This is a genomic window from Prevotella sp. AM42-24 (genome assembly GCF_003461825.1).
Classification (GTDB): Bacteria; Bacteroidota; Bacteroidia; order Bacteroidales; family Bacteroidaceae; genus Prevotella; species Prevotella hominis.
The window spans coordinates 1-12,580 of record NZ_QTXV01000074.1; the positions used below are offsets into that span (position 1 = coordinate 1).

Annotated in this window: 12 protein-coding genes and 1 pseudogene; 6 read left to right on the forward strand and 7 right to left on the reverse strand. The window is 42.2% G+C overall.

Features of this window, described 5'->3' with window-relative positions; translation table 11 throughout:
* Positions 1-209: 209 nt before the first annotated feature.
* A pseudogene (locus DW917_RS14565) lies at positions 210-392 on the forward strand (DUF3791 domain-containing protein); the annotation flags it as partial.
* 242 nt (positions 393-634) lie between these two features.
* Here DW917_RS14565 and DW917_RS14570 read toward each other — a convergent pair.
* Positions 635-865 (reverse strand): hypothetical protein, encoded by a 231-nt coding sequence (locus DW917_RS14570; protein WP_118119852.1) that lies wholly within the window; start codon positions 863-865, stop codon positions 635-637.
* 361 nt (positions 866-1,226) lie between these two features.
* Between DW917_RS14570 and DW917_RS17310 the strand changes: the two genes are divergently transcribed.
* Both DW917_RS17310 and DW917_RS14575 read left to right on the forward strand, forming a co-directional pair.
* On the forward strand, positions 1,227-1,397 hold the full coding sequence (locus tag DW917_RS17310; RefSeq protein WP_158570185.1) for a hypothetical protein: 171 nt from the start codon (positions 1,227-1,229) through the stop codon (positions 1,395-1,397).
* A 5-nt stretch (positions 1,398-1,402) separates the two neighbouring features.
* Positions 1,403-1,921: a GNAT family N-acetyltransferase gene (locus DW917_RS14575; protein WP_118119854.1), complete on the forward strand. Its 519-nt coding sequence runs from the start codon at positions 1,403-1,405 to the stop codon at positions 1,919-1,921.
* 72 nt (positions 1,922-1,993) lie between these two features.
* Here the strand turns inward: DW917_RS14575 and DW917_RS14580 are convergent, their stop codons facing one another.
* From DW917_RS14580 to DW917_RS14600, 6 genes are all read right to left on the reverse strand, one after another.
* Positions 1,994-2,431, reverse strand: a complete 438-nt coding sequence (locus tag DW917_RS14580; RefSeq protein WP_118119856.1) for an N-acetylmuramoyl-L-alanine amidase — start codon at positions 2,429-2,431, stop codon at positions 1,994-1,996.
* A gap of 139 nt (positions 2,432-2,570) precedes the next feature.
* Positions 2,571-2,666, reverse strand: coding sequence for a smalltalk protein (locus DW917_RS17315; protein WP_158570188.1), 96 nt, complete (start codon positions 2,664-2,666; stop codon positions 2,571-2,573).
* A 63-nt stretch (positions 2,667-2,729) separates the two neighbouring features.
* Complete coding sequence (locus DW917_RS14585) at positions 2,730-3,320, reverse strand: DNA-binding protein (protein ID WP_118119858.1); 591 nt, start codon at positions 3,318-3,320, stop codon at positions 2,730-2,732.
* Positions 3,321-3,575: 255 nt separating this feature from the next.
* Positions 3,576-3,785 carry a DUF4248 domain-containing protein gene (locus tag DW917_RS14590; RefSeq protein WP_022110161.1) on the reverse strand — a complete coding sequence of 70 codons (210 nt, stop codon included), beginning with the start codon at positions 3,783-3,785 and terminating at the stop codon, positions 3,576-3,578.
* A 160-nt stretch (positions 3,786-3,945) separates the two neighbouring features.
* Positions 3,946-6,258 (reverse strand): BT4734/BF3469 family protein, encoded by a 2,313-nt coding sequence (locus DW917_RS14595; RefSeq protein WP_118119862.1) that lies wholly within the window; start codon positions 6,256-6,258, stop codon positions 3,946-3,948.
* A gap of 52 nt (positions 6,259-6,310) precedes the next feature.
* The gene (locus DW917_RS14600) at positions 6,311-6,799 is read right to left on the reverse strand and encodes a hypothetical protein (protein WP_118119864.1); all 489 of its coding nucleotides are present in this window, start codon (positions 6,797-6,799) and stop codon (positions 6,311-6,313) included.
* A gap of 851 nt (positions 6,800-7,650) precedes the next feature.
* Between DW917_RS14600 and hsdR the strand changes: the two genes are divergently transcribed.
* The 3 genes from hsdR (at position 7,651) to DW917_RS14620 (ending at position 12,558) form a co-directional block, all read left to right on the forward strand.
* Positions 7,651-10,011 (forward strand): EcoAI/FtnUII family type I restriction enzme subunit R, encoded by a 2,361-nt coding sequence (hsdR, locus tag DW917_RS14610; RefSeq protein WP_118119867.1) that lies wholly within the window; start codon positions 7,651-7,653, stop codon positions 10,009-10,011.
* Positions 10,012-10,102: 91 nt separating this feature from the next.
* Entirely contained in the window at positions 10,103-11,611 is a 1,509-nt protein-coding gene (locus DW917_RS14615) for a class I SAM-dependent DNA methyltransferase (protein ID WP_118119871.1), read from the forward strand.
* Between the two features lie 86 nt (positions 11,612-11,697).
* Positions 11,698-12,558, forward strand: a complete 861-nt coding sequence (locus DW917_RS14620) for a PDDEXK nuclease domain-containing protein (protein ID WP_158570192.1) — start codon at positions 11,698-11,700, stop codon at positions 12,556-12,558.
* The last annotated feature ends 22 nt before the right edge of the window (positions 12,559-12,580 follow it).

Below are 12,580 nucleotides of genomic sequence, written 5' to 3' on the forward strand. Positions count from 1 at the left end.
CCAAATCCATGTTACTTGATTCTGGGTGCAAAGGTAAAAGAGTAGTTACTACAAAATGTCAAAGAACGAATGTATGTTAAACTTTTAAACGAAACCACTTTTTAAAGTGGACTCTACATTGGAAAAATAAAAGAGGAAGAAGCGTAGATATGATGAATGACAAAAAGCAATTGATGTATGGATAAAGATACAGTAGTTTCGCAACGTATTGTATTGGTAACTTGTCTCGTCGATTAGGACTGAATGCTAGGGATGTATACGAAAGATTGAAGACATCTGGTATACTGAATGGGTATATTGTATCAAGTTATGATGTGCTCCATACTTTTGGTAAGGAATATTTGATGGAAGACCTCACTGATTATATGAGGGAGAAAGGAGTGTTGAATTAATATGAGAGTTTATCATTCTTCATCTGTTAGAGTGGAGCATCCATTTTATATTCCAAATCTCGAAGTATCCACTTCTTCATGCAGTTTAGCCTTGTATCCTCCGAAACGATAAGTGAGGGATAGCTACGCCATCATTCAGTTGCTTCCTTGCTAAAGACTTGTCTTTGTTCCACCATTCAAGAATGTAATGAGCAAAAAAAATCAGTGCTACTACTAAGAGTAACACTGATTTTCTATTTTGATTATTGAACGGCAACTTTCTTGATGCTGCCATCGCTATATACCACGATATTCACGCCCTTGGTAGGAGAGGTTACTCGCTGTCCGTTGAGAGAATAGCGGGAGATTTCCTTCACATCGCTGCGGTTTGTCACCTTGTCAATACCTGTCGCATCATACTCAATGATGTTTCCAAAGTCTTTCCAGACGTCAGCATTTGCATAAGCCTCTTTGGTTCCCTGAGGAACATACAAGGTACAATTGCTGATCTTGATTCGGTTGAAAAATGAGCCAGCTTCAATTGGATTCTCCCAAGCGACCGTTTAAAAAGTAAATTTTTTCATCATGCTTTTTCTTTTTATTAAAGTTATAATATTGAAAATCTCTATCTATATAAGTTCTTCTTGCGAAAAGGTTTTTTCTTAATCTGATAAGTAATAAATGATTTACAACCGCAAAGATAAATAAAAATATTGAAACGTCATCACTTTTTTTATTCTGTCTGATTCGAATGATTATTTTTTCAAAAAAAACATTCAAAATCTTTGCGGTTTCAGATTTTAATCGTACATTTGCAACTGAATCATAATTTTTAATAATAGGAGGAATATAAATATGGCAAGACCTATCAAAGAAACGCCTATTCTCTATGGCGAAGCTGCTCGTAAATTTGAAGAAGAAATGCAGCGTGTCGAAAACATGACCAGAGAGGAAAGAATGGCTAACAGAAAAAAAGTAGAAGAGGGATGCTCTGCATTTCTTAAGGCTGTAAAAGTTTGCATTTAAAAAATATGGAACTGATTAGATTAACGAAAGATACTATTATAAAGTCGTTCGACTGCGGTGATGCAGATTTGAACGACTTTATTTTAAATGACGCCAAAGCTTTCTTATCTAAAAGAATAGCTTATACTTTTCTTATCACTGATGGTGAAAATTTAGTAGCATATTTTAGTTTACTTAATGATAAAGTTGCCAAAGCAGATGCTGCCAATAATACTTGGAGAAAACTCAGACGTAGTTTCCCACATGAGAAGCATTTTAGCAGTTATCCAGCCATTAAGCTTGGTCGTTTTGCAGTTTCAAAAAACTACAGAAATATCGGTATCGATACAAAAATTATGGATTATCTTAAAATGCTTCTATTTAAAAGTGCCAGTTATTCGGCATTTCGTTTCCTAACTGTTGACGCTTATATCTCAGCTATACCTTTTTATGAAAGGAACGGATTCAAGACGCTACTTCCTGAGGAAGATGACGTACATACAAGGACTATGTATTTTGACATTTTGTCCCTTGATGAGATATAATTTTCTAAGAAAATACATTTATGGGTGTACAGGATATGACTTCCGATACACCCACTTCTTTATGATTTCCTTCTAAATATGGAAATTGATTTCCTTGAGCCAGGCACGGGTGTCGAAGCAGGGACATTCCTTGTGGACGCCAGGCAAGTCGCGATGACCTAAAATCTCGGCATCAGGATAGTCAACGCAGAGGCTCTGGAGCAATTCCTCCATCGTAACCTTCTGGGCCAAGGTGCGGGTGTCCTTGCAGCGACCGTGCTCGTCCAGACCGCCCTCATAGCAGATGCCGATGCTGTGGGCATTGAAACCCTTGGCGTGGGCTCCCATCTGACTCTCCGGACGACCCGGATAGAGCGTGCCATCCTTCGTGATGTAGTAATGATAACCTACAGTCTGGAAACCTCTTGCCTTATGACACGCTTCCAACTGCTCTATCGTGAAGTTCTGATTCACTCGCGTTGCACTGCAATGAAGTACAATCAGCGAAATATTTCTTTTGTTTTTACTCATAATTTTACCGTTTTCTGTTTTAAATGTTAATACTCTTAAATTTTATTGGTAGAGAAGGAAAAAGGAGATAACTCCTCAATTCCCTCCTTCTGAAAAAATAGTGGTTAATCCTGATTCAGTAAGTAGCAGAATAGGACCGCTATCCTCTGCAACTGGAAACGCAGAAAGCGCTGGCAATTGCTGTCAATACTGTGATGATGAAATTGATCACGTTCTTCAATGTTACATTCTTCATTCTGTTCAAATTTTAAGTGGTTAATAATTTTGTGAATTCATTCTCAAGACTCCGTGAGGACGGTTAGAGTTCGTTGTCCTCACCGCCGTCTGAACCGCCTGTTTGCGAGTTGTCAGTGTTTCCGCCGCCAGACTGGGTGTTATCCTTGTTTTCACCAGACTGGGTGTTGTCTTTGTTCTGATCGTTGTTACCCGAACCGCCTCCGTTGCTATCAGGACCAGATGGGGTAGTGGTCTTGCCAGAATCCTCGGCGAGGAGGTTGGAAGCATTCTTCAGGGAAGCCTGGATGTCGAGCTTGTTGCTGGTCAGATTACCGGTAGCACGGGCGCGGAGTCTTACGCCTTCGATGTTCTTCGCCACAGAGAAATCATCCTCACTATCAGCACCCTTCTTGGTCTTCAGACCGATGGAGAAGATGGCCAGGTCATCGATTTTCACTGCAAAACCCTGGAGCACCAACTCCTTGATGCACTTCACCATGTCGGTGAGCAAACCCTTGGTGGCACCGGGCGAGAAACCCGTATTGTGTTCGGTCATGTGCTCAGCGAGTGCGTTGAGATCGATGGTTTGAGTTACTACTGGGCGGGCATAGTACTTGCCATACGCCTTTTGAATTTTCGGGTTCTTGTTTTTAGATAATTTAAATAAAATCATAATTACTGTTTATTGAAAGTGGTTAATAACTGTTAGCCTCCAATAAGGGCTGCGCGCTCGCCTTCGTTTTCAGCTAAGTCACTCTCTCTGAATGACAATGCAAAGATACAACATTCTGCTGACTCACTTATCCCTTTCTATCCCTTTTGATGCTTTTCTATCCCTTTCTATCCTTTTCTATCCCTTTCTATCCCTTTCCGGAAGCCCTTTTTCTTCCTTCTGAGAGTTCATGTTCAGAGATTCTTCATTATGATCCTAAGGTTCGTCCAGATAATCCACTATCAGCTCCACCTGATGGCGACTGTAATACTTGGCAAATTTGCCCACCTTGCAGTCGTCGAGGGCCTCAGAGAGTTCAGGATTGTTTTTGATCCAGCGCTTCAGACGGTTGAGCGCCACTTTGGCTTCCGATCGTGGAAAGTAGAGTAAAGCCAATTCTGTCTTTTCATAAATACGTATTTCCATATCCGATTGATTTTTAGTATGATACAAGTCATTTACCACCTGAAAACAAGTCATTTACTACCTGGAAACAAGTCATTTAGGAGAGGCAAACAAGTCATTCAGCACCCGTAAACAAGTCATTTACGATAGCCAAACAAGTCGTTTGCAAGTCCTAAATGAGTCATTTCCTCATCGTATCTGAGTCATTCTGGCTCTCTGCTATCGTCAGTTTCGCCTCCTGATTGATATCATAGCCTTCCTTCTCGATTACGATCCAACCTCTGCCTTGTTTTCTGCGTAATCTCCGGAATCCCATTTTTTCCATGACGTTCTGAATGTCTCCACTGGTCACGTTGTTTCGTATGGCAGGGTTGAATCCTATCTTTTCCATGATGTCGGCAGAGGTGGCAAATTTCATATTCGGATTCATCAGTTCACCGTCTGTTGGCACCCTGAAATACTTGGCTATGAGCTCCTCCAGGAAGCTGTTGGCAAGGAACATCCTGTTGTGCATTCTTTGCTTCTCCATGTCCTCGTAGGTGAGCCAAGGCACCCAGTCACCTTGCTTCAGTTTGCCCTCCTTGCGCTTTCTGATGAGTTCTTTCACGATATATATAGCCTGGGCATAGATATGATCGTGATCGATGGGATATTCGAAGGGGCTCTGGATTTTCTCCACCTCCCATACCAGGCAGCGGCGGTCTTCCTCTTCGCATATCACGTGGCGATTGTTGCTCGTTCCGCAGAGAGAGGCATGGCGCAGCAGCTGACTGGGATATTTGTCGTAGGGCACACGGATGGTTACGCTGCGCTTCGTCACACAACTCTTGAAGGAATTGAGATTCTTGCCATGTGGGGCATCAAACTCGTCGAGACAGATGAGCGCCTTGCTGGTCGTTATCTGCAGGAAATCCTTGTTCTTGTAGTCGGCTGAAGAATCGTTGGCATAGTAGCTTCTGAGGCACTTGGGCAGGAGATTTTCCAGAAATTTGGTCTTGAAGATACCGCCACGACCCACGAGCACCAGCACCAGCTCGTTCACCATCTCCTTGCTGCCCCAGCCATATACCATGCTCACAAACCATTTGCGGAAGGCATACTTGAAGTACTTCTTGGTGTGATAGTATTCGGGCGCCTCCTTCACCGTGATACGTTCGCAGAGCTGGTCGATGTAGTCGGGATCGCCTTCCTTCCATTCTGGCAATCCCATGAGATAATCCTCGATGGGGTTGAACTTTTTCGTGAAATCCGACTTGATGGCGCTTTCCAGTCTTTTCTTGTTGGTGCGCAGTCCGTCCATATCCATCAGCATATAGATGGTATTCTCCACGGTCTCGGTCACCTCCGTCCATTTATAGTAGAATTCGCTCTGGGTATCGTAGGCCCTGATTTCCACCATGCCGGTCACGGTGTTCAGATGCATCTCATATCGGGTGTTAAGCCACTGCATCAGCACCTTCATGCTCGGGTTGGATCCGTATTTCTCGCCCTTCGAATAGAGATGCCAGCAGCCCCAACCTTCCGTATGATTGAACACCCAGTCCACGATGCTTTTCACACCGTCATACTGGCTTCCATATTCCGCCGTCATCCAGGCAAGCAGTTCTTCCTTCTTAGCACCGTAGTTGAAGCAGAAGGTGGCAAATCGCATGCAGAACTCGTGATGGCTGCCAGGCTCAAATCGGCAGAACCAGCCCTCAGAGAGCCTTTTCACTTGCTCTATCACGTCCTCCGTACTCGCTTGCGTCTGCTTCTTGCCTTTTGCATTCCCTGAGGATGCGCTGCCCTGACTCTTTTTGGCGCTTCTACTGCCTTTCGATGAAGTACCGTTGGCTCTATCCGTCTCCAACTTTTTCTCCCTTTCCATCTCCGGTTTCAGCACGGTCTGGTAGAATTTCGTTACCTCCTCAGGCGAAAGGGGTAGGGGTTTCGCATCCCAGTTGAAGTAGGCCTTCTCATCGTGCGCCAGACCGCAGAGACGGGTCATGTCGAGGCACTGTCTGTCGGCATTGAGATTCAGCAGCTCATCATAGATTTTGATGGCCTTTGTGATGGCGAGGCGGTGCAGTTCAGTCTCCGTGAGCGTGCAGCCTGGGGGACGCGCATATTTCAGGAGGATTCTGAATCCCCTGCCGCTGATAGTGCGGTAACAAACCATGGTAGTAGGCTTTTTGATAGCCTTTTCCACGGCGTCTTCCAGGATGATGCTTGGCGTATGATCATAGTCGAGCATGGCCCAGTAGGTAGGTTTGCCGAAGTATTCGAGCGTTCTACCATTGGGTTTGAACTGGATAGATGGACAGATGGCAGCAGAGCTTCGCTTTTTGTTATCAGCAGCTTTTCTGTCGATATTTACCATTTGTCGGTAGTCATCCGTATGAATCTGGATGAATCTGTCTTGCATGATGAGCCATTCCAGTTCCTTCTTGCTTGACAGAGGTTTGTGGCTACTACTTCTGAGCGAAGTAAATAGTGAGGGCATGGTTTCTTCCATTAGCTTCCAAGTTAAATTGTTATTTTGGAAATTAGTTGAGGTCTGAAGATTGTTACTGTTTCAGATGAATGTCTCCATTTTGAATCAGGATGTTGGTATTTTCGACGAAGTGTGTACTTTGAATGAACTTATCGGTCATTTTGAAAGCGTTTATTTTTTCTTCACGTTCTTCTATCGTTTGATTGTGTTCCAGGGCCATGTAGGCTGCATAAAAATCCCTCTCTCTATGTCCTTTTTCATGCATGTTTACTTGCTCTTGAATGTCCTTTTCATGGAGGATAGCGATAATCGTTTCTTTCATTTCTATCAGCTTGATCACAGAGATAACTCCTGTTTCAAATCTCTCAATTAACTTTTTGTCGAAATGACCAATTTCCTGCAGTTTTTTATCACTGATATCATTTTTCTGTATTTGCCGGATCAAGAATACTTGTCGGTTTCTTATCCAGTTAACAGCGGTCTCCAAAGCCTTCAGTTTTTCTTCAGAATAAACTGGGGGCACTTTTTTTGTTTCTCCCTTTTGTTTGCTTGGTTTTTCCATTTTCTTGCAATTATTAATATTATGCTGCAAAGTTCATCAAAAAATGCCAGATAGGGTGGGGGGTTATATAGAACCCCAAAAGTGCGAAAAAAACAACCTAATATTTTGAATATTTAACAGTTGGGGCTTTCCTGTGTATTTAAAATCTCCAGCCAAACCATCCTTTCGATAAAAGGAAAATAAAACTTTACAAAGGAGAGCCAAAGGTGTCGGTGACACTAACTTTTCATCTTTTTTTTAAGCATTGGAGCCACTACCCTCCAATTTGGAGGTCTCCCTCTGATTATCAATCTTTTATCTATTTTCGCGCGGTAAGTCATAAAAAAAAGAGTATATAAAAGTGTCACCTGTCACCGTTTTCTGCTGCGCCCTTTATTGGAGCCAGTTTGTTGGGTGTCGCTGGTGACACGAGTTTTCTGTTTTTTTTGTGGAGGGGTCTGTCACCCCTGTCACCCATCGGTATTGCGAAAAAATTGGAAAAATGGGCAATTTTGTTGAGGTTAGAACTAAAAACTGTTGAAATGTTTGGCGTATTCAAATTAAATTTGTATTTTTGCAATGGTATAAAATATAGCCTTATGGTACATGTAAATGAAAACATATGCATACGTTTGCTGTCAAAAAACTCTGCTCTGCTGCAAAGGCACAATAACTACACGAAATAACAATCGCTATATTGGAATATTTTAATAAAATAGTTTAATTTATAATGATTATCGCAAAATTTAATGTATATTTGCAGCAAAATTCGGTGAATTTATGAAACTAAACAAGATAAAAGATGTCTTAGATAGCAAGGGAATTTCAGCAAGTATGTTGTAGAACTTCTGATAATAAAATATTATTTGAATATGGGCATAAGCAAAGATTTAACAGAAGAGGACATCAAGTTCCGCTATATCAACGAAGCCATCACAAGCAAGGGATGGTCAAAGGATAGTATATTTATGGAACAGAAGGTTAAATTTACTGACGGTAAAATTAGCCTTCACGGTAATCTTGTGCATAGAGAGAAACCGAAGTTTGCCGACTATGTACTTTATGCAAATAAGGCAACACCCATTGCTATTGTAGAAGCAAAGGATGCCAATCATTCTGTTTCTCATGGATTGCAACAAGCCATGACCTATGCCCAAATGCTTGATGTAAAGTTTGCATACAGTTCAAATGGTGAAGGTTTTGCCGAACATGACTTCTTGACAGGCAAGGAACGCACTTTTGCCATGGACGAATTTCCAACAAAAGAAGAACTTGTCGAAAGATATAAAAATGGGGCTAACGATGGAAATGGACTTAACGAGCAAGAGTTATCTGTCATTGAGCAGCCTTTCTGCACAGGTCAGAACATTTTTCCGCCACGATATTATCAGCGCAATGCTGTAAACCGCACAGTTGGTGCCATTGCCAAAGGACAAAACCGTGTGCTCCTTGTCATGGCAACTGGCACAGGTAAGACATATACTGCATTCCAGATTGTATGGCGTTTACTTAAAAGTGGTTTAAAGAAGAAAGTGTTGTATCTTGCAGACCGAAACATATTGGTTGACCAATCCATACAGCAGGACTTCAAACCATTAGAAAAGGTAACGCACAAGATAGACTACTCAAAAGACAAGAACCACTTGGAAGAATTGGGCTCTTATCAAGTGTTCTTTGCACTCTATCAACAGTTGATTGGACAGAATGATGCCAAGAACTATAAGGAGTTGTTTCCTAATCCAGACTATTTTGATCTTGTTATCGTTGATGAGTGTCATAGAGGTAGCGCAAAGGATGATAGCAACTGGCGAAACATCTTGGAATACTTTTCTTCGGCTACTCATATAGGTATGACTGCAACACCAAAAGAAACAAAGTACCAGTCAAGTATCAGTTATTTTGGAGAGCCTGTCTATACTTATAGCCTCAAAAATGGCATAGAAGACGGTTTCCTTGCTCCTTTCAAGGTAATCAACATCACTACGAACATCGGTGATGAATGGAGACCGACAAAGGGACAAAAGGATATAAACGGCAACGAGATAGAAGACCGCATTTATAACAACAGCGACTATGATTATAACATTGTTATAGAAGACCGCATAAGGGAAGTTGCGCAAGAGATAACCAACTATCTGAAAAGTACAGATCGCATGGCTAAGACCATAGTATTCTGTGCCAATGAAGATCACGCTGAATGCATGCGTGTGGCATTGACCAATGCCAATTCCGATATGTGCAAGAAACATCCCGACTATGTGGTTCGCATAACAGGTAGCGATGAGTATGGAAAAGGCAAACTGGATTATTTTATTTCAGTATCTTCAGAATATCCTGTGATTGCAACAACCAGCAAACTGCTCTCTACCGGTGTGGATTGCAAGATGGTAAAGCTGATAGTACTTGACCAGCAGATTGGCTCCATGACAGAGTTTAAGCAGATTATCGGTCGTGGTACTCGTCTTCGTGAGAAAGAAGGAAAGACATACTTCACAGTGATGGATTTCCGCAACGTGACACGCTTGTTTGCAGACCCCGATTGGGATGGACCGATAGAGATAGACCCAAACTATCCTGCAAAACCAAACGAAACGGATCCACGCACATTTCCAGATGATACTGACACTCCTCCGTCCACGGCAAATGCACCAGTTACACACTCAAAACCGGTTGTTGATAAGGATGGATGCCAAGTGATGGTTGTCAATAAGGTAGTGTCCGTTTACGATGCCGATGGCAAGCTGCTTCGCACGGAGAGCATTACCGACTATACGAAGAAGAATATCCTTGATTCGTTTGCTACCATTGATACTTTTACCTCCAAATGGAATGAATTAAAGAAAAAATCAGACATTGCGGATATGCTGAAAGAAAGAGGTATAGACCTTGCGGATTTAAAGACTTCACAGGAAATGAGCAATGTGGATGATTTTGATTTCATCTGTCATATCGCATACGGCAAGAAGACCCTGACGAGGCGGGAACGTGCTGAGCAAGTGAAAAAGCGTGATATATTCACCAAGTATGGTGAACAGGCACGACTGGTACTTGAGGCTTTGTTGGAGAAGTACATGGAAGAAGGCATTTCAGAACTTGAAAGTCTTACTGTGCTTGAAAACGATCCTTTCCGCCGATTTGGCTCAAAGGCAAATATCGTAAAGTTCTTCGGTGGGAAGAGAGATTATCTGAAGGCGGTAAAGGAGTTGGAGCAGACAATATATAATATAGCATAAAAATAGAATCTTTTCGAAAAGCCAAACGAACAGAGCCAAGCTTGCTTGGACTATGTCGTGGCGAGAAAAGATGCACAAAGTGAAACAAAATATGAGTTTATCAAATTTCGTAAAACGAGTACGCAATATCATGCGCAATGATGCCGGTATCAACGGTGATGCGCAACGCATAGAACAAATGGCGTGGATGCTGTTCTTGAAAGTCTATGACGAGAAAGAGAATGATTGGGAGTTGGACGATGATGATTACAAGTCTATTATTCCAGAAGAATGCCGTTGGCGTAACTGGGCGCATGACGATGGAAGCGGTAATGCCTTGACTGGTGATGAGCTGCTTTCGTTTGTCAACAACACATTGTTTGTGGAACTCAAAAACATAGAGGTAACACCAACAACTCCTATCCGTCAGGCGATTGTAAAGACCACATTTGAGGATGCCAACCAATATATGAAAGATGGAGTTCAACTTCGTCAAGTACTGAATGTGATTGATGGTTTGAACCTTGGTGACTATGAGGAAAGTCATGCTTTCGGTGAGATATACGAGACAATCCTCAAAGAAATGCAGTCGGCAGGTTCCTCTGGTGAGTTCTACACCCCAAGAGCCTTGACCGAATTTATGGCAGAGATAGTCAATCCGCAGATTGGTGAGAAAATGGCAGACTTCGCTTGTGGTACAGGAGGTTTCATCACAAGTTGGTTGGGTGAATTGGACAAGAAGGTAAAGACTGCTGAAGACCGCAAAGAGTACAATCAGTCTGTATTTGGCATTGAGAAGAAGCAATTCCCGTATATGCTATGTGTGACAAACCTGTTGCTGCATGGTATTGACACGCCAATGGTGTATCACGACAATTCGCTTACAAAAGATGTACTCAACTATACAGACGGAGACAAGTTTGATGTTGTGTTGATGAACCCACCATACGGTGGGAACGAGAAGTCGGATGTCAAGTCACATTTCCCTTCTGATATGCGCAGTAGCGAGACTGCCGACCTCTTCATGGTGCTTATCATGTACCGACTGAAGAAGAATGGTCGTGCAGCGGTCATTGTTCCAGACGGTTTCCTGTTTGGAGCGGACAACACAAAGATAGCCATCAAGACCAAGCTGCTCAGAGATTTCAACTTGCATACCATTATCCGTTTGCCTGGCAGTATCTTTGCACCTTACACTTCGATAGCCACGAATATTTTGTTCTTCGACAACACCTGTGCGGAGGGTGCTCCAGAGGGCTATTCTACAAAGGAAACATGGTTCTATCGTTTGGATATGCCAGAGGGTTACAAGCATTTCTCCAAGACAAAGTCCATGAAATCGGAACATTGCAACCCAATCCGTGAGTGGTGGAACGACCGTAAGGAGATTATTATTGCTGATGGTGACGAGAAATCTCGTTGCTATCCTGTTAAGGAACTGATAGATTCCGACTGCAACTTCGACTTGTGTAAGTTCCCGAAAGAGGATGAAGAAATCTTGCCTCCTGCCGAACTGCTTGCCGACTATTTCAAGAAGCGCAAGGCTCTTGATCATGAAATTGATAAAACATTGGCGGAGATACAGCGTATCTTGGGGATAAATGTGAAAATTGATGAATGACAAGATTTGTGAGACGGCGTCTCACAAATTCAGAAAAGCAATGTTGTCATTGCTTTTCTAAATTTCAACAGCAAAAAAGAAAAATAATGGCAAATAAAGAAACAGAACAACCAATATTCGTAAACAGAGACCTATCCATACCTTCTGCAGAATACAAGAAGTGGATTGGCGAATTGACCAAGCGTTACAAACAGTCACAAGTAAAAGCAGCGATAAAGGTCAATGAAGGCATGCTTCGTTTCTATTGGTCGCTTGGGCGTGATATAATGCTGATGAAAGCAGAGGCAAAATGGGGAACAAGTGTTTTAAAAAATCTAAGCTTGGACTTACAGCATGAGTTTCCTCATAGTAGAGGTCTCTCCTATACTAATCTTAAATATGCTAGACAGTGGTATGCTTTTTATAATTCAAGTCAAGTAAATCGCCAACAACTTGTTGGCGATTTGGAAATGCCAGAGGTGTTTGCTTATGTACCATGGGGACATCACATCTCAATTATCTCTAAATCAGAGAGCATAGAAGAAGCGATGTTTTATATTCACAAAGTTGTAAGCGAGAATTTGAGCAGAAATGCATTAAATCGCTGTTTGGATTCACACCTATATGAGGCAGTAGGAAGTGCCCACACTAATTTTTCAGACAAATTACCTGCGATACAGGGAAATCTTGCTAAGGAAGTATTAAAGAGTCCATATAATCTGGACTTCATGCAGATGCAGGAAGAATACAGCGAACGTGAGTTTGAAGAGAAATTGTCAAGGCACATAACTGAGTTTCTGTTAGAGTTAGGGCAAGGATTTGCTTATGTGGCAAGACAAAAAGAACTTGTCATGCCATCAGGAAAGGTCTACCGTCCAGATATGATTTTCTATCATATTAAGCTGCGCTGCTATGTGGTAATCGACTTGTTATGTTGTGCACAACATAACAGGTCATATGTTGCGTAGTCAATTATGTTGGCTTCACATC

Bases quoted from the DNA above. Each gene is read 5' to 3' on its own strand.
- DW917_RS17310 (WP_158570185.1), top strand. From the start codon at position 1,227: ATGGCAAGACCTATCAAAGAAACGCCTATTCTCTATGGCGAAGCTGCT.
- DW917_RS14575 (WP_118119854.1), top strand. From the start codon at position 1,403: ATGGAACTGATTAGATTAACGAAAGATACTATTATAAAGTCGTTCGAC.
- DW917_RS14580 (WP_118119856.1), bottom strand. From the start codon at position 2,431: ATGAGTAAAAACAAAAGAAATATTTCGCTGATTGTACTTCATTGCAGT.
- DW917_RS17315 (WP_158570188.1), bottom strand. From the start codon at position 2,666: ATGAAGAATGTAACATTGAAGAACGTGATCAATTTCATCATCACAGTA.
- DW917_RS14585 (WP_118119858.1), bottom strand. From the start codon at position 3,320: ATGATTTTATTTAAATTATCTAAAAACAAGAACCCGAAAATTCAAAAG.
- DW917_RS14590 (WP_022110161.1), bottom strand. From the start codon at position 3,785: ATGGAAATACGTATTTATGAAAAGACAGAATTGGCTTTACTCTACTTT.
- DW917_RS14595 (WP_118119862.1), bottom strand. From the start codon at position 6,258: ATGGAAGAAACCATGCCCTCACTATTTACTTCGCTCAGAAGTAGTAGC.
- DW917_RS14600 (WP_118119864.1), bottom strand. From the start codon at position 6,799: ATGGAAAAACCAAGCAAACAAAAGGGAGAAACAAAAAAAGTGCCCCCA.
- hsdR (WP_118119867.1), top strand. From the start codon at position 7,651: ATGGGCATAAGCAAAGATTTAACAGAAGAGGACATCAAGTTCCGCTAT.
- DW917_RS14615 (WP_118119871.1), top strand. From the start codon at position 10,103: ATGAGTTTATCAAATTTCGTAAAACGAGTACGCAATATCATGCGCAAT.
- DW917_RS14620 (WP_158570192.1), top strand. From the start codon at position 11,698: ATGGCAAATAAAGAAACAGAACAACCAATATTCGTAAACAGAGACCTA.